Source organism: Leifsonia sp. EB34, from assembly GCF_041260585.1.
Lineage (GTDB): Bacteria > Actinomycetota > Actinomycetes > Actinomycetales > Microbacteriaceae > Leifsonia.
The window spans coordinates 458955-475882 of sequence record NZ_JBGCCV010000001.1 but is presented as its reverse complement, the minus strand read 5'-3'; the positions used below and the strand labels follow the sequence as shown (position 1 = coordinate 475882).

Annotated in this window: 9 protein-coding genes; 1 reads left to right on the top strand and 8 read right to left on the bottom strand. The window is 67.2% G+C overall.

Annotated features, from left to right (window positions below; all coding sequences use genetic code 11):
• Positions 1-153 precede the first annotated feature (153 nt).
• From ABIA36_RS02310 to ABIA36_RS02285, 6 genes are read right to left on the bottom strand one after another with little or no spacing between them, the layout of a single operon-like run.
• Positions 154-1278: a DegT/DnrJ/EryC1/StrS family aminotransferase gene (locus ABIA36_RS02310; protein WP_369960662.1), complete on the bottom strand. Its 1125-nt coding sequence runs from the start codon at positions 1276-1278 to the stop codon at positions 154-156.
• A complete protein-coding gene (locus ABIA36_RS02305; protein ID WP_369960661.1) occupies positions 1268-2971 on the bottom strand; it encodes an ATP-binding protein in 1704 nt (567 codons plus the stop codon). Before ABIA36_RS02305 ends, ABIA36_RS02310 begins: the two co-directional genes overlap by 11 nt.
• The gene (locus tag ABIA36_RS02300) at positions 2968-3720 is read right to left on the bottom strand and encodes a hypothetical protein (protein WP_369960660.1); all 753 of its coding nucleotides are present in this window, start codon (positions 3718-3720) and stop codon (positions 2968-2970) included. The genes ABIA36_RS02305 and ABIA36_RS02300 overlap by 4 nt, the downstream gene beginning before the upstream one ends.
• Before the next feature lie 39 nt (positions 3721-3759).
• The gene (locus tag ABIA36_RS02295) at positions 3760-5013 is read right to left on the bottom strand and encodes a hypothetical protein (RefSeq protein WP_369960659.1); all 1254 of its coding nucleotides are present in this window, start codon (positions 5011-5013) and stop codon (positions 3760-3762) included.
• 6 nt (positions 5014-5019) lie between these two features.
• Positions 5020-5886: a hypothetical protein gene (locus tag ABIA36_RS02290; protein ID WP_369960658.1), complete on the bottom strand. Its 867-nt coding sequence runs from the start codon at positions 5884-5886 to the stop codon at positions 5020-5022.
• Positions 5883-6278, bottom strand: a complete 396-nt coding sequence (locus tag ABIA36_RS02285) for a hypothetical protein (RefSeq protein ID WP_369960657.1) — start codon at positions 6276-6278, stop codon at positions 5883-5885. The genes ABIA36_RS02290 and ABIA36_RS02285 overlap by 4 nt, the downstream gene beginning before the upstream one ends.
• Before the next feature lie 186 nt (positions 6279-6464).
• Between ABIA36_RS02285 and ABIA36_RS02280 the strand changes: the two genes are divergently transcribed.
• The gene (locus ABIA36_RS02280; protein WP_369960656.1) at positions 6465-7823 is read left to right on the top strand and encodes a hypothetical protein; all 1359 of its coding nucleotides are present in this window, start codon (positions 6465-6467) and stop codon (positions 7821-7823) included.
• Here the strand turns inward: ABIA36_RS02280 and ABIA36_RS02275 are convergent.
• On the bottom strand, positions 7802-13336 hold the full coding sequence (locus tag ABIA36_RS02275) for an ATP-binding protein (protein WP_369960655.1): 5535 nt from the start codon (positions 13334-13336) through the stop codon (positions 7802-7804). The genes ABIA36_RS02280 and ABIA36_RS02275 overlap by 22 nt on opposite strands.
• On the bottom strand, positions 13333-16911 hold the full coding sequence (locus ABIA36_RS02270) for an AAA domain-containing protein (protein ID WP_369960654.1): 3579 nt from the start codon (positions 16909-16911) through the stop codon (positions 13333-13335). Before ABIA36_RS02270 ends, ABIA36_RS02275 begins: the two co-directional genes overlap by 4 nt.
• Positions 16912-16928 lie beyond the last annotated feature (17 nt).

The window sequence follows — 16928 nt, the reverse complement described above, 5'->3', positions numbered from 1 at the left end:
CGGGGCTCAGCCCCATTTAATGCCGCACACAGGACAGCGGACGAACCGGTCCTTGTAGACCTCCGTTCCGCAGCCGCGGCAGACGTACATCGCACGGTGCCGCTGGTGGCGGGTGAAAGCGTTCACTCTGCTCATCACCTCCCTCCGGAGGAATCAGGATTTATCGGGGTGAGCACCACGTTGCCGCTGGGCAGGCGCGGCAGGAAGCCTCGCGGCCTGCCCCGCCTGCCTTGACCGCGTGCCGGAGCATGGCTCCGTGTGATTCGGGGCGACGAAGAGGACGGTTCGCGCGTCGGCGCGGCCGTTCGCCACGGCCTGGATGTCGAGGACCCTCTCGCGGGTCACCGACACGCCTGCTAGTGACATCCGAACGCTCGCAGCGCCCGGCTCGCTCGCCGAGAGGACAGCGCTCGGGAAGGCGACGCCGCGCCGCTCATCCGCGCCGAGGGCCTGAATGCCGGCCGCGGCGAGTTGGGCGCTCAGGGCGCGGTGCGCGGCGATGATCGCGCCCGGCTCGTCGGCGTTGAGCGCGGCGTTCAGAAGGATGGCGGCGATTGGATGCGGGCGAATTGACAGTTCGCCGAGCTCCGGCATGGCGATGCCGTCGTGCAGCTGCCGCAGGGGGTGCGCGCTGCGACGCAGCGCCGCCTCCTTCAGGGCGTGGTCGCGTAGCACGATCGCGCCGAGCTCGCCGGCGTCGAGGCGCTTTCCTGGCCCGAAGCTCAGCACCGCGGCGTCTCCGAGGGCGCCGACGGGTCGCCCGTCGAGAGTCGAGCCGAGGGCCTGTGCACAGTCCTCGACCACGGGCAGCTGTGGGAGTGTACTGCGCAGGGCGGCCACATCGGCGGCGATCCCGAAGAGATGTGTGGCGACCACGGCGCGGGTGCGCGCCGTGCGGCGTGACGCCGCCGCGACGGGGTCGATGGTTAGGGTCCCGGGGGCAACGGGCACGACGACGGGCACAGCGCCGAGCGTCCGTACGGCCGCGAGGCTCGCCGGCCAGTCGTACTGCGGAATCAGCACCTCGTCGCCGTGGCGGAGGCCCAGGGAGGCGAGCACGACCATCAGGCCGTAGCTCGCGCTCGGCACGAGGAGCACGGGGCGCCCCTCATGCTGAGCGGAGAGCCGGGCCTCGACGAGCCCGATCGCGCCGCCGCCAGTGAGTTGACTGCTCGGCGTCTGGACGCGCGCCTCGAGCCAGTCGTCGAGCGCGCGGTGGGCGTGCAGAACGAGGTCGAGGTCGGGCGACTGCGGCGACGAGGCTCGTTCAGTAGCCACGGACCCGCTCCAGCTTGCGGAGACGGTCGTCGATCGCGGCGACGTCGAGCGTGCCATCGGGGCGCACGCAGGTGTCAAGGTAGGCGGGCGGGACCGCGCCGTCCACGCCTAGGTGTCGCGCCGCGTTCCACGGGAGGTGCCCCGCCCAGGTCGTAGCCCGCACGGCGAGCAGCGACTGTCTCTCCTCCTCCGGTCCGATGAAATGCAGCGACTCGGCGATCGCTGCAGCGACGTGGGCCCCGCGCACGGCGCTATGGGCGGACTCCAGTGCGTGGATGTGGGCGCGGTGGAACAGTCGCACCGCTTGCCGGCCCGAGACAGCGACCGGCGCGTCGGCGAGAGCGAGTCCGGCCTCGGCGCTGTCGAAGTCGATGGCATCCCGCCGCGCCTGGATCGCCATGATCTGCGCGGCCTCCCATGGCGAGGGATGCAGGACTGGCACCACCGTGAAACGGTCCGTCGCTGCCTCGTCAAGCAGGTCGGGGCGGTTGGTAGCGCCGATCACGGTGACTCCAGCCTTCGCGCCGACGTCGCCGAGCCACGCGAACAGCGCCGCGCGAAGGTTCGCGGAGACCTCGCTGCCTTCTCCGCCCGCGGACTCGCCTCGGCGCCCGAGGCCGGCCTGGTCGGCCTCGTCGATGAACAGCACGGCAGGCGCGTTCGCCTCGATCGCGTCGAGGGCGCGGCGCAGGTTGTCCTCGCTATCGCCGACATAGCGCGCCCGGATCCGCCCGAGCTCGAGGACAGGGACGCCGAGCCACGAGCCGATCGCGGTGGACACCCGTGTCTTGCCGTTGCCGGGAGGTCCGGCCAGCACGAGCCGCAACCTCTCGCTTCCGTGAAGCTGCTCCTCCTGCAGCACCCGCCGCAACTGCGGAAGGCCCGCGACGTCCGCTTCGATGTCGAGCAGCTCGTCGTGGACGAACAGAGTGTCCCCGGCCGCCTGACGGATCGCCGCGTTCTTGTGCGCGATGATCTCGGCGACCTCGAGCGGATGTTGCGCCGAGGTGTGGAACCGCATCGCGCTGAGTCGGTGTAGCGGAATCCCGCCGGTCAGCCGCGCGGCGCGATCGAGGTCGAGCCCGGGCGCGAGGTGCAGCGGGCTGCGCCGGGCGTGCGTCATCAACTGGATGCCGTGGCGCCGCTCGTCGAGCTGGGGGAGGCCCAGGCTGATCTGGCGCACACAGGGGAGCCGGATGATCCGCTCGTCGACGCTCGCGGTGCGTCCGATGAGGACAAGTCGATGCCCGCCCAGGGACCATGCAGCGTTCTTCGGCAGGGCTGCGATCTGCTCAACGATGCGCGCGGTGTCGCCGCTGGCCGACTGCATCTCGTCCGGCGGCAGCACGTGCTCGGCGTAGTCGGCGATGAGCAGGTGCGGCGAGTCCGACTGCAAGCACGCCTCGCGCAGCTGGTCGAGGGCGACCGTCGGCGGTGTGTTCGGCCCGATGCCCCCGGGAACGCGCGCCCGCGGGGCGCCGGGGGCGGCGATGACCTCGACCTGACCGGCGATGGAGTAGTGCAGGGTGGCCATCCCGCGCTCGGCCGCGCGTGCGGCGAGCACTCGTGTGACTTCGCGGAGAGTGCCCTGGTCGGCGAGGAAGTCGCTGACGAGGTCGTTCACGACCAGGATCGTCCCGTCGATGCAGGCGCGGTCGAGAGCGTCGATGAGAAGCCACGCGCGGCCGGTCATCGAGCGTACTTCCGTGCGCGGCGGCGGCCCGTGGGTACCGCTTGCATCGCAGGTTGGGGGACGAGGCGAGCCGCACTCTGGTCGCCGAAGCTCACCAGGCGTTCGGCGAGCGAGCCGCCGCCACGCGCAGCGTTCTGGGCGAGCGAGCCGCCGCGAGGGTCGTGGTGCTGAACGTTCGCCTGCTCGTCGAGAGCAATGCCGGCCTCGCGCATCGCATCGACGAACTCGGCCTGACGGTCGTTGCAGCTGCCGTCGATCAGACCGAGGTAGTCCATCTCTACGGCACCGCCGTCACGGAACATGATCAGCATCGTCTCGTGACCGTTGCGGGCCTCGAACGCGCTCGTGCACTCGCCGTCGGCGCGCTCGATCGCGTACCCGAGCATCGGTAGTACGGCCGCCGCGGTGTCAGCGGCGGCGAAGCGCTCGAGAGCGCCGAGATCCTGCGCGACCGCCGCGACGGCGTCCTGGAGCGGCACCGACCCCGTCTGCGCTTCGGTCAGCGCGTCGAGGGATGACACGGGAAGGTGCTCTCGCCACAGCGGCAGCGCCTGATCGACGTGCGACCAGGCCGCCGCGACGGCGCTCGGGGTGGCGAGCGGCATGTCGGCGAGGTCCGCCGCCAAGGTGGCGGCAGCCTGCGAGCAGAGGCCGTGGAGCAGGGCTTCGTACTCGGTTGATGCGGAGTCGAAGGCGGTTGAGACGCTTGTCGAGGTGTACGAGGTCGTGGCGGTGCGGTAGGTGGACACTGGCGTGAGCCTTTCGTTGGCGTTGGGTTTTCCGGGGGTTTACTGGAGGATGTCGAAGGAGTCGTCGAGGCGCTCGGGCGCCGGCCCCGCGATGGGCTCGGCCTCGGGCTGGGGGCTGGGCTGCACGATCGGACGCCCCGGCGTGCGGGAAGCCGAGGGCGCGCGACCCGTTGCCTCCGGGCCGACGGGCTGCACAGGGCCGCCGGCCGTCGATGCGGGCGTCGCCGGGACGGTCATAGTGCTCGCCGCGTCCGGCACGCCCGAGGGCATCGCGACTGGGTCCAGCGTCCCGGTAGCGACGGCGGCGGCGGGAGCAGGCTCGAGCTGGCGATCGAGGTCCTGCTGGGTGAGTCCAGCACTGCGGAATGCGCGGCCGAGCCGACGCAGCATCCGCGCCTCGCGCACGTTGTGCCGGTTCTGGGCGGCTGCGGCGAGCCGACGCGTGCGGTAGGCCGCCCCGCGGGCCGCCTCAAGCTGCAGCAGGTGCAGCGCGGGCAGCAGAAAGTATCCGCTCGCGGTTTCGACTCCGGCGGCCAACGGCACCAGGATCTGGTTGAAGGCGGCGGACTGCCGCTCCTGCGCCGTGAGCTGGGCGATGAGACTCTTCTCCGTTGCGACCGCGGTCTGGTCCCCGTCGTCCTGGTACTTGACAAGCTGGTGCCGAGCCGTTGTGAGCTGCTCGGCGTACTCGATCTGCGCGCGGATCGGGGCAAGGGTGGCGAGGATGGCGATCACAATGACGACCGCGGCAAGGACGGCGATGACGGCGCCAGCGAAAACGAGCGGGCCGAGCCGCGTGCGCCAGCGGTTCACAAGCTGCTCGAGCACAAGTGCAGCGACGAAGGGCCAGCACATGAACACCAGCACGCCGACGAGGGCATACAGGCCGTTGCCGCCGCTCACCGACTTGATGATCGGCCAGTCCAGGACAGCGGCGGCGGTGATCGCGACGAGCCAGACGGCGAGCATAGCCAAGGTGAAGATCTTTACGCTCCAGCCGGGCTCGGTGCCGTGGGGGAACCCGGCGCGGATGCGGTCCACGCGAGCCTCGGCCTCGCTCTGTGCGGACTGCGCCGCGCTAATCTTCTGCTGGCTCCGAAGCCGGGAAGGCAGCTGGATGCGCGCGGTGATGCGCGCGTGGTCGCCGGGGTTCCCGCGGATCCGTTGACGCCGCGCGTCGACCAGGGCGGCGGCGCGCCGGGCGACGCCCGGCAGGAGGCGGGTGGCGGCGATCAGCGCGAAGGCGCCACCGGCAAGCAACATGACGGTCAAGACGATTTGCGAGATGGACATGGGTGGTCACTTCCCATCGATGAAGGTGTTGAGAGCGGAGACGGCGGCCTCGGGGCGCACACGGGTAATGTCACCCGCACCGCCCGTCTGGGCCCACGAGCGGAAGGAGGCGTAGAGCGTGTCCCAGCGAGACTCGTCGCCTGCCGGGTCCGGCTGGACGACGAGGACCGGGTGTCCGTTGAAGTTCGCGGCCTGCCGGGGGCGATTTTCGTCGAGGTCTGAGAGGACGGCGAAGGCGACGTCTCCCTGAGCGGGCGCGAGGAGTGCGAGCGCAGCAGTCCCGGCCGTGATACCGCTCAGGACCGAGTTCGCGGCATCCACGGGAACGCTCTGCAGCGTCACGGCCGCGGCGCTCTGTGCGGCCAGCGCCTCGTCGTAATACGCTGACCAGCTCTTTTCGGCCTTCTGCCAGCTGTCGAGCGGCCCCTCGGGGTCGAGGGCACCCGGCGCCGTCGGGTCCGGCCGGGCCGGCAGAGCCGGAACGCTTGGGATTGCGACCGCGTAGTTCGGGGCGTCCGAGGACAAGGAGTCAGTCGACACGAGCCGCACCGTCAGCTGCACGCCGACAACGGCGCGGACGCCGCCTCGGACGTCTGCTGGCTTCGGTGGGACGACTCGGCCGACAGCCGAGATGGTGTCGGCCTTCATGGCCTGGCGGAACGAGGCGTTCGTCGACGTGGTCGGGTCGATGAGCTCGAAACGGAGCCGCGGAGCGGGTGCAACACCGAGAGTGACGAGGGAATGCGTCGTGCTCGGCGTCGGGGCGGGGGCGCCTGTGAGGTGCGCCTCCAGCGCGGTGAGCGTGTCGCGCTCGAGGTAGGCGACGGCGCCCAGCAGAGCGACGACGAGGACGAAGCCGAGGATCTTCTTCACGGCGTCCACCCCGCCCAGGCCGCGAGCGCGGCGGAGTGGACGACTGCGATCGCCTCAAGGGCGGTCCGGTTGGCCTCGGCGGTCGGTGGAACGACCCGGACCTCCGCGGCAGACGTAAGGTGAAATCCGCCGCAGCCCTCAGCGCAGCGGTAGAAGCGCGTCTCGTGCCGCTTGGTCTCACCGTAGACGGCGAGCTGGTGCGCTCCCGTCCACTGCGCGCTGCGCAGGGCATCGCGCGCCTGGTGCGCGTCGCGGTAGCGGCGCTTCCCGGAGGAGCGGCAGATCGCGACCGCATGGCGCTCGATGGTAACAGGACCGCGGCGACGGGAACGGCTGCGGCCGATCGACGCCTGGCCGGAATCCCGGCGGGCGGTGTGGCTGATGCTGGTCAATTCGTGCTCCGTATCTTCTGGGCGGACGGTGCTGCTCATCAGATATTGGGCGTGGGCAGGATCAGGCAGCCAGACGTGATCGCTGCCCGCTCTGCCCGGCCTGCCTGCCGACGCCGAGAGCGGCATCCAACGAGGTCGCGCGGAGGTGGTGTTTACTGAGGACGCCAGTCTTGAAAGAATCTCGACATGAGGAGTGCCATGCGGAGCCGGCGAGATGACCAGTTCCCGGTGCGTCTCGCCCGCTTTCTGCAAGAGCGACAGATCCCCCAGGACGGTGCACTCGGCCGCACGGTCAGCGCGATCGCGAGCTATCTCGATGAGCTGAAGACCGGTCACGGACTCGCGATACCTTGGACGAAGAGCAACGCGAGGACGCCACGGGTCTCGACGGATCCCCTCGCTGTGCACTACTTTCCGCCCGACCCCGACGACCCGCTCGCGGTCGATATCGAGGTGGCGGCGCGGCTGTTGTACGACTCGCTGGTTCGGTTATCGACGCAGCCGGAGGTTCAGAAGACGCTGAACCAGTTGCTCCCCCTCGCGCCTGAGCAGGTCATGCTGCTCGGCCAACTCGCGTGGAACATCGTCAAGGAGCCGGAATTCCAGCGGCTTCCGCTCGGTACCGAGCGACGAGAGGACGGCAGGCGCCTGGCTATCGCCTCACGCGACGTCGACTTCGCGGAGCTTAGTTGGACCAAGCGGACCGAGCATCGAGAGCTCGAGAGGTTGAGGCTCGGGAAGGGGGACGGAGGCTTCCGGAGACCTGTCACACAACTCACGCTATGGATCGCATGGGACATCGCCCACGCGCGCGGGCTACCGCCGGCTGCGGAGGTCATCGATGAGGGCGACGCCGACGAGGTCGCACAGACGGCCATCGCACAGACGGCCGCTGGCGCGCAGGTCGCACCAGTCGCGAATGCTGTGGTCACGGCGCCTCGGCCCAAGCGCGTTCTCATCGTCGAGGACCATATTGGTAGAGAACTCGAGCAGGAACTCATCGACCGGTACCGTGGCCCGATCGAGATCTATCTCGTCGCCGACCGCGACCAGTTCGAGAGGATGCAGCAGAACGTCGCAGACATCGACCTTGTGCTCCTCGACTACCATCTCGGCGGCTCTGACAGCAATTTCAGCGGGCTTCTCATCGCGAGGCAGATCATGAACGTTGAGGCGCCAGTCGCGGTTCTAGGGATGAGTTTCGCCCGCCCCGGGGTGAACGACGGGGCTCCGGTGCTGAAGTACGACCTCAGGGAATTCGTGTCCAAGCACGCGCGCGATGACAGCACGGCGGTGGAGGGCATCGTGACGACGGCGCTGGGGATTCTAGCCTCGACCGACGAGGACACGCGTGATCACTACCGCACGCGCTCGGCCCTGATGCATCACCGCGCCCGAACCAAACTGCGCATGCTTGGCGCAGACGAGACGCGATTTGCTCAGATGGAGGAGTCAGCAGAGCGGCTGAGAGCGGCCGTCGACTCGCCCGATCTGCAGCTGATGCGCCGGTTATCGCATCGCTTCTACGAGGACTGGTGCGGATGAGCGCCCGCAGACCAGTCCAACTGCATTATCTCGACGTCAGCATCCACTCGTGGGACGGTGAACCGCACGCGCGCGCCGCCCCGATCGCGGTTGCCCAATTCGACCGGGCCTGCGTGGGAGGCGAGCAGTCGATAAGCTTTGAGCCCGTGGCCATGATCGGATGCGCCGCTCGTCTGCGCCTCGCGACCTGATGAGAACGCGTTCAGGATCTCGGCGGGAAATCCCTCGCCCCGGTCTATAACGGTGAACGTGACGGCCGAGTCGCTCACTGTGACCCCCAGGTGGATGCCAGACTCCACCGACCTGCCGCGCGCCCGCGAGTCACGGATCGAATTCACGGAGTTGTGAAGAGCGTCCCACAGCGCCACATACAGTAGGACATAGGGCCCCTTGATCTTGATCGCGTCGTCGACATCAGGGGCGTCGATGAAGAACTCGATGTCAGGGGACCCCTTCTGGCGCTCAAACCGCAGTTGAACGACCGTGATCAGGTCCTTGACAGAAACGGGGACGTCGGGGTCCTTAAGATCGTCGATGCCGATCTGCACCTCGCGCTCGTCCGCGCCGGCGCTGTCGACGATGATGCCGCGGACGTCGTGGAGCAGATGACGATAGAGCTCCGCGTCGAACTGCTGGTCATAATCGGTACGGGCGGTGCGAAGCATGCGATGGACCGCATTCGTAAACCACCCGCGCGACCGGTCATTCGCAAAGGTCCTTCGGAGCGCATACCAGGGTGCCTTGTTGATCATTCGGTAGCGACCGTCGGGAAGCTGTTCGACATATCGTGCGGCGGTTAGCTTCTGAAGCTCGGCTTCGATCGTGACCAGTTCGAGGTCGACGGGCAGCGGTTCTGTTGTCGCCTCCTGCGCCGACTCGCGCACAAAGTATTCGATCTCCTCGCGGGTAGCGCCGGACCGTTCCCCCCATTCGGAGATGGCTGCCAGGACCACGACGGTCCCGGCGGAGCCGAGGTCCTTCGCCACCAACTCAGAAAGCATCAGGTCGAAGCTGGGGGTCGCCCTCCTGTCGCTGAAGCTAATCGCGGCGGGCGATTCCTTCTTTATCGCCTCGACGACGCGCCACAAGACGTAGGGGTGCTCTTCGAGCATGTCTTTGAGCGCCTCCCGCTCGGCCTGAGTGAGGTCGACGCCCAGGATGTAGAGAAGTCGGCGGAGGTGCTCCGGGCTTATCGCCGAAGCGCCCGGTGTCTGGGCACTTCTGCCCAGCACCTCGTCGAAGTCCAATCTGGAGGCAACCAGGCGGTGCAGACGGAGTTGTCGCAGGTCGAGCCGGTTGGCAGGGTCGGGAAGATACATGAGGGAGAGGATGTCTCCGATGGTGATCGTCGCGCCCCAGGGCCCTCGTTCCATCTCAGTCGCCAGACGCCAGTCCATGTCGGTGGCAAGGCGGAAGAGCGCGGGGGACTCCGACGTCCCGATCGCCACGTCGACCACTGAGTTGTCGGCCCATTTGATGCTCGAGGTGCCGTAGGGAGCCGGGAACTCAAACCTCGCGACGGGGCCGCCCGTTCCCTCGACGATGCGCGGCTGCGGCGTGGACGGACTCACGAGGGCCTGCACGGCGGCGACGTAATGCTCGATCGCCCCGTCTGCTCCCGCTGCCATTGCCGCGAGCGCTGTGATCACGCGCTGGCCCTCTGAATCGTCTTCGGTGGGAACGAAGTCCGCGAAGCCCGGCGGCCGCTCGTCGACGCGGGTGAGCCCGTTGACGACCTCGCGCAGCCGCAGGCTGTTCCAACGGAATGCCGGCGGCGGGGCGAAGTCGGATGCCGGGGCGCGGTGCAGCCGCCGTGCGTCGTCCAAGGCGGTGTTGTACTCGCCGATCCGGATGAGACCCTCCACGTACTCGCGCAGGGAGTCGTCTATATCCTCACGGGAGTTGAGCACAGTGGCGATCTCCTGCACTCGGAGCTCTTCGGTGTGTTTGAGGTCGGCCTCGACGGCGCTCAGCGTGTCCTCGTCGGGTTCAGACGCCTCCATCCCGATCCGCAACTCCTCGACCGGTGTGCCGAGGCGCTCGGCGGTCGCCGCTATACGCGCGACCCGCGACTGGAGCTGTTCGACCCGTCGATCGCGCTCAAGCTCCCACGACCGCCGCAGACGAGTCAGGACCTCCACGTCTACCGCGTTCTTTTCATCTAGACACTGGATGAACGAAGCGGCGGCGGAGAGATCGGGGTCGTGCAGGTACGTATTTAGTGCGTCTTCCGGTGAACGAATCTCAAGCAGATCGAGCGCTGCGAGGCGGGCCCGATCAGCCGGACCGGTATCGACGAGGCGACGGTACCGCGGCAAGCGCCAAACATCGAGGATGCGCGGATCGACAGCGATGGGATCGAGTGCGAGCTGGTGAAGCGCCCGAGCGAAAAGCGCGTCACTTGCCGTGCTTCCAACATGCGCCGACAGCAGCTCGTGCGCCGACTTCACGATTCCTTCCGCCGATTCCCGCTCGCCATCCAGCAGACCGCGCGTGGTTGACGGGCTCGCCTCGGCCGCGTCGAGGATCTTCATCGCGGCGACGCGGGTCGCCCGCCGTTTGGTCGTGAACCCGGTCCGCAGCTTGCCGACCAGCTCCACCGCGCCCGCCCGGTGAGCCGCATCCACCAGCCAGCGCTGGTCGTCGGCCTCATATTGCCGGTACCAGTCCGAGAGACTGTTCAGCTCGCGAGCGCGGATGATCTCCAGCGCACGGTCGAATTCCTGGCCCTCGCTGAACACGAAGTCGATCGTCTTCCGACCGTCATGGATCAGCTGCTTGACGTTGCGAAGGTCGTCTACGGTCTTGGCGAACTCCAACCAACCTGCTTCGGCTAGCTCCGCGGCCCGGCGCTTCTGCCGGTCCTCGCGTAGGGCCGCAATATCGATCTCGCCGAAGCGGTGGCCGTGGCGGAGGACCTGGTCGATGAGGGCCGCGACGCTAGGGGTCGCGGCTTCGCGCATAGCGCGCAGGGCCTCGCCGAGTTCGCTTCGACCGGCGACGAGATAGCAGGCCGCTGCATGCACCGCCAGGGCGTCGTGCTCGGGCTGACCGACATTCCCTTCCGCTGCCTCAAGGTAGAGCACGAGTTCTTCCGTTGGCGCCGCGGCGACCTCGAGGAAGCGGGCAGTCGGCTGGATCGTCGGTGTCGGAATGGCCTGCCGGAACGCGAGTGCGACCTCCCAGTCGGCGCGGTCGACTGCGAGTTGGGCAAGCTCGAGGAGCCGGTCAACTGTCGGCCCCGAGGCACCTGCTGCCAGGAACCAGAGGAAGCGCTCGAGTGTCTCCGCACTCCCGGCGAGTCGCAGCACCTCTAGGACGGCGGCCGTCTGCTCCGGGCGCACGAACTGAGAGAAAGTCCCGACCTCTACCAGTCCCGCGCGGTCGTTTTCGGCGAACGAGGCGGCCGCGTCAACGGCGGCGGAGGAGAGCCGGGGAACGGCCCTTTCCGGAGTCGCGGCGATCGGCGCGACCCTTGCTCCCAGCGCCTCGGCGATCCGGTTCGATACTTCCGCCGATGTGATCTCTAGACTGATCTCGCTGCTCATCCGCTTGCGAGAAACGCCCTCAAAACTCAGGTAGTTGAAGCTGCCGACCACGGCGACCTCGTCAGCGACGAGAACCTTCGCGTGGTTTTTTTCTCGTTGGCGGATCGGTACCCCGCCTGACGGCTCGGGTGTGTCGGACAACTCTTCGAGGTCCGCCGTAGTGGTCCCTTGAGAGAGTTCGCCATAAAGGAACTCCAGTGTCGCGCCCCGCTCGCGAGCGGCGATCGCGCGCGAGGCCAGGTCCCGATGGACGAGCTGGGCGGAGACGCGGTGCGAAGTGACGACCATGCGTTGCTTCGCACGCGACATGAGGCTTCGGATCAACTCGTGATGCTGATCATCCTGATATAGGCGGACAACAGGGCTGGGGCGGCCCATGCTAGCGGCGATTTCCGCGGCGACCGAGCGCCAGCCTTCCGCCCAGAGCACCACTCGCGGGTCTCCCGGCGCGGCCTTAACCAACTCGCTATCGAGGCGCGGGAAGGCCGGTGTGACCTGGTTTGAGGCGATCTCCTGCCGGTCAAACTCGGTCGCAGAGCGCAGAATGCCTCGGCCCAGGCCGTAGTCGGGAATCAGCTCTGCGGCCCACACCAGAAGCTCTTCGATGGTCGGCGCCCGACCCTGGTCGCGCGCCGAGACTACGACTCCGAGCTCGGCAAGATCGGACTGCGACAGGTAGTTCTTGCTGGTCACGAGCGCACTTCGGTCATCGGCGATGACCAGCTTTGCGTGAATGTGCGCAGGCGTCGTGGCGAAACGGGCGCCGCCACTTTCGTCGCCACCATCCCTCCGCCGATGACGAGAGATCGCGTAGAACGCCTGCTTGACCCGCTCGTCCAGATCGCTGGTCTGCCCGTCGAGGCCCCAGACGAAGAAGACGCGCACCCCACGGGCCACTGCACGTTCAAGGCTCGGCCGGTACTCGTTAATTCGCTTGATCGTGATCTTGGGGACCGCGAGCACCAGTTGGCGCTCAGCGCTGTCGATCAACTTGTTGATCGCGACCCTGTGCTCGCTTTCCGTCGAGATGACTTCGACGTCCATCTCGCGATCCATCTGCGCTCTGCTGCGGTCGAGCAGCGCGCTCGCAAGCTTCTTAGCTCGTTCGTGCTCCTGTTGGCGCACCCCCTGGTCGACGTCAGAGAGGCTCTTGGTCAGCCGAGCGAGCTCGTCGAACTGCTCGTCGAAGGTGGCGATGTGTCCTGGGTGGCCGGCCGTTGCCAGCGAGCGCAGGGCGGTCACGAACTCATGATTCGGGTTTGATCGGATAAAGGCCTGCAGTCGTACGTCCGCGTACTCGCGCAGATCTTCGCGGATGGGCTGCTCCGCCAGCCGGACGCGAAGCAGGTCGTCGTCCTTCCAGACTTCAAGCCTCAACGGAACATATCGGCGGGAAACCGGCAACTCGGGCAGTACAGGGACCGGCCGGATGCTCTCGATCCGCTGGTGCCCGTGGTACTCCAAGCTTTGACCCCGGTCGGCGTCGAGGCCTCGGGCGACGGCGTCGCCGAGCTCATTGAGCCGTACCTGCCGCGGATCTCGATCGCCTGCCAGGAGCGGCACGATCATGCGCCGATCGAGCGGGCGACTCTGCGCGCGTTCCGCAAGAACACGGCCGGTGAGCCGCTCGAGCAGGACCGTGGTAACCTCGCTGCTGCGCCGGACGCTGCCCCGGCCCTCGGCGCCCGTGGCCAGATAGCTTCGGCCTTCCTCGGACACCCGAATTGTCTCTCTCGTCATCCCAAGGTCCACAGTGATCAGACCGGACATCCATAGGTCGCCCAAGAGGTCCGCCGTAATGCGCGGTGTCAGCCCAAAGACGTCGGCTAGTTTGTCGAGCTCGTCCACGCCAGCTAGGACAGCGCGGAGGACGAGCGTCTCCAGCTCCGCAGCAGCACCTGCGGGCGCCAGTTCCAGCCGCACACCGATCGCGTCGGCCTGAGCGTAGACCACGACCTCGCTCATACGAGTCCTGCTTCCGCCAAGGTGATCACGTCGCCGTTTCGTCGGATGGTGGACACGATCTCCGCCCATTCGTCCCCGGCATGGGCCTCGAATAACTCGAGGTTCCCGACCATGACCAGGAGTGATCGAGCTCGTGACAGGAGGACATTGGCGCGGCCGGAATCTACGAGGTGGCCCGCGTTGGTCGCAGGATTGTCGCGATCGCCGATCTGGTCGCGGACCAGCGACACCACCACGACGTCCGCCTCGCGCCCCTGGAATGAGTCGATCGTGGCGATATCCTGGGTGTGCTCCGCCATCCTCCGCTTAAGTTCTTCCATCTGCCCGCGATACGGGGTGAGCACGACCACGCTCTTGTCCTGCTCCCGAAGTCCTCGATCAAGCTTGCGAACGATCCGGGCCACGTCCTGGGCCTCGTCGTCATTCGACCAGCTGGAGTTGCGTCGTGTCGCCCGTTTTCGCGTCTGGGTGTCGACCCACACGATCGCGCGATTCGTCACCCATTCCGGCTCGTTGAGTCCGTGCGGGCGACGACCGTGAGGCGAGGCGAGGCCGCCGGACTCTTTGTAGAAGGTGGTCGAGACTATCTCGGCGATACGCTCGTCCATCCGGCGCTGCTCGCGTAGTGTGTGCCGCCAGGTCGCCGGTTCGTCCGGACGCATGCGAAGGAGTTCTGCGAATAGCTCGAAGCCAGCCACAAGGGTCTCCCGCTGGCGAGACATCTCCTGCAGCTCCGGATCCTGGTCCTCGATCAGATCGGCAAGAAAGCGTTCGATGTCGGAGCGACCATAGGCGCCGATCTGCGCGTGGTCCCCGACAAGAGTCCATCGTGTTCCCCTGACAAGCGCGATGGCGAGTTCGGACGGCCAGGCATGCGCGGCCTCCTCAATGATCACCCAGTCGAAGGGCTCGTCCGAACCGCGGTCGACGAGGTTTGCTTCTGTCGCGGCCCCCGTGGTGGCGAAGACCAGATTCGTCCCGCGACGAAGTCGCCAGCGCAGGTCGAGTGCCAGCCCATCGATCGTTCCCAACCACTCTGTGAGGATCGGCACGAGTTCGCGGTTCTCGCCTTGACGGCGAGTTAGCCAGTCGCGGACGGCCCTCTTCGCAGATACGACCAGGTCGCGGACCGCCGCGTCCTCGAGATAGCGGCTCATGCCGGGCGAGACGCTGCGCTCGGTGTGCTGACTCGCCACGCGCACCGCCGTGTGTACGCGATTCGAGCCGTTTGATTTCAGTTCCAAATTTTGGAGGATGCGTTCGGCGAGGTTGTCTAACGCGTCGTGGGACTGCGCTGAAACTAGCACCCGGCCGCCGAGTTCGCGTCGCAGGAATTCAGAGACCGCCTGGGCCGTTATCGTAGTCTTTCCGGTTCCGGGCGGCCCCTGGACCACGAAGAGAGTTTCGTGCGCGAGCATCTGCCGGACAATCTGCGCCCCCTCACCGCTGAGCGTCCCGGCAGCGTCGGCACCCCAGCGATGCAGCCCTCGTGGGCTGCTGCTTGGATGCTCGAGCTGAGCGAGGAGGTCCCGCCGTTGCGAAAGCTCCTCCACCGCCGCGCGCTGTGCCCGGATCTGCATTGAGGTGGCGTTGTCGTCCGCGAGGCGCAGCCAGCCATGCGAAGGGATGGAGTGCCCCGGCGCCGTCTTCAACTCGATCTCGTTGCCCCGGACGGAATCGACCGTTGCCGTCATCCCCTGCCGGAGTCGAGTGCCCTCTTCTGCGAGGCTGACCTTGATTTCCTTATCCTGCTCGTACAGCTCTCCCCGAATGAAGTCGGTCAGGACGGGTCGATCCTTGTTGTCGACGACGACTCGAGTCAGCGAGTCGACGAGCTCGCTGATACGCGTCCTCTCGGCGATTTGATCGCTTGCGATCCGCGGACGGCCCGGCACCGACGCGTCGATTACCTCGTAGGCGTACTCCCGACTTCGAAGCACCGCGGCCTGGTAGTCCACGTACCAACTCATTGCCTGCCGCCGCCGGAGCGTGGCGTCATCCGACGGCGCGTCCGGAACGAGCTTGTCGAGCAGAGCGCCCCACAACGGGCGCCCCAGCACGTTCGCGTCGTGGGCCTGCTTTGTGAGCTCGAAGTTGACGGTGTCCACCTCGTTGACGACGCGGGACATGTTCCGGGCGAGAAACGTCTCGAGGGATCGGTAGATACGGCTCTTGTCGATCACATAGCGGATGATCTGGACCTGAGGGTAGTGCTTCGGCAGGCCGATACCGTGGCGCTTGAACATCTCTTCCAGGAACCATACGAAGCGGCGCCCCTCGATCACCGTCTTTGCCTTTTGCGCGCGCTCGGGGAGTCCGTCCCAGACGAAGGGAGCGGCCCCGCTCGCGGACTTAAGGACACGGCTTCCTCGCATGTCCTGCTTGATGAGCTCGGCGAGTTCGGCCTCGCCGTCAGGCGTCGAGGTCGACTCGGAGAGATAGCCCCACCTGAAGAGGGTCTTGTCGGTCCGCTCCGAGCCCGGCATGTAAGCCACCAAGTAGGGGCGCTGTTGCTGCTCCTCGCCGCCTGCCTCAAACTCCATCAGTGCGGCCCCGTAGATGCGGCCAAGTTTTTCGACTACGTCGGCCGCGGTGGGTCGCGGCGGATTCTCCGCGATCATTGCCGCGATCAGCTCTCGTAGCTCGCGGGGAAGACGGCTGGCCGCTACCGCGGAGCGGATGCGCTTCTGCAGCGCAAGCACTGAGGGGGTGTCTCCATAGTCCGCGTATGTGCCGAACATCTCGGCTCCGAACAGCCAGTCCACCGCGATCATCCCCAGCCCGAACACATCGGACGAGAACTCGTTGCCGTCGGGGCGATCCTCGTGACCGAACATGAAGCGGAGCCGCTCCGGTGGGGCGAAAACCCGGCTGCGCGCCGGCTGGCGCAGCAAGAATTCGCGCACCGCCTCAGGACCGGCTCGGCCCGGCCGGAGCGCACGCAACAGGTTCGACAGCATCCCGCTCATCTCGAAGCGCGCCAATTGCACCCGGAGAACGCCCGCTAGGGCCTCCGGGTCGTCCGCCTCGGCCTCGGGCAGACCAGGGGTCTCGAACTCGACCGTGCCCGACCACAGGTTGCGGTGGGAGATACGCGAATCGTGGATCGCGGCAAGAGCGTCGGCGAGAAGCCAAAGATGCCGCACCGCGTCCGCTGGCCGCTGCATCAAGAACTCCGACAGCTGAGAGGCTGCCGCGTCAAGGTCGAGCAGTCCGACTTGGCGGGTGCGTACATAGGCTGCACCAGGGAAGCCCACGTCGTCGGGCGGAATGTAGCCGCTGTCTAGCAACTCCGGCAGCGCGCTGTGCGCCAGACCACCGAGGCGCTCGAGCGCCGACGTCTCCTGCCGCCAGAGCGCCCCGCCGAGCTCGCCGACACCAACGTAGACGGTAAGAGTGACGTCGGTCTTCTCGTCGGCGGTCAGCTCGCGAAAGCGGTAGATCAGACCTGCGACGACGGTTTCGGGCGAGTCTTCTGCCCCTTCGACGGACCTGAACCGGTCTGCACCGTGGACCGGGTCCTCTCGCAGCCGCCGAATGATAGCGCCAAGCGTCTGCTCACTGCCTTCGGCCATCCTGCCCCCGTCTTGCG

Excerpts from the sequence above, each read along its gene's own strand:
- ABIA36_RS02305 (WP_369960661.1), bottom strand. The coding sequence starts at position 2,971 with ATGACCGGCCGCGCGTGGCTTCTCATCGACGCTCTCGACCGCGCCTGC.
- ABIA36_RS02295 (WP_369960659.1), bottom strand. The coding sequence starts at position 5,013 with ATGTCCATCTCGCAAATCGTCTTGACCGTCATGTTGCTTGCCGGTGGC.
- ABIA36_RS02280 (WP_369960656.1), top strand. The coding sequence starts at position 6,465 with ATGAGGAGTGCCATGCGGAGCCGGCGAGATGACCAGTTCCCGGTGCGT.
- ABIA36_RS02275 (WP_369960655.1), bottom strand. The coding sequence starts at position 13,336 with ATGAGCGAGGTCGTGGTCTACGCTCAGGCCGACGCGATCGGTGTGCGG.
- ABIA36_RS02270 (WP_369960654.1), bottom strand. The coding sequence starts at position 16,911 with ATGGCCGAAGGCAGTGAGCAGACGCTTGGCGCTATCATTCGGCGGCTG.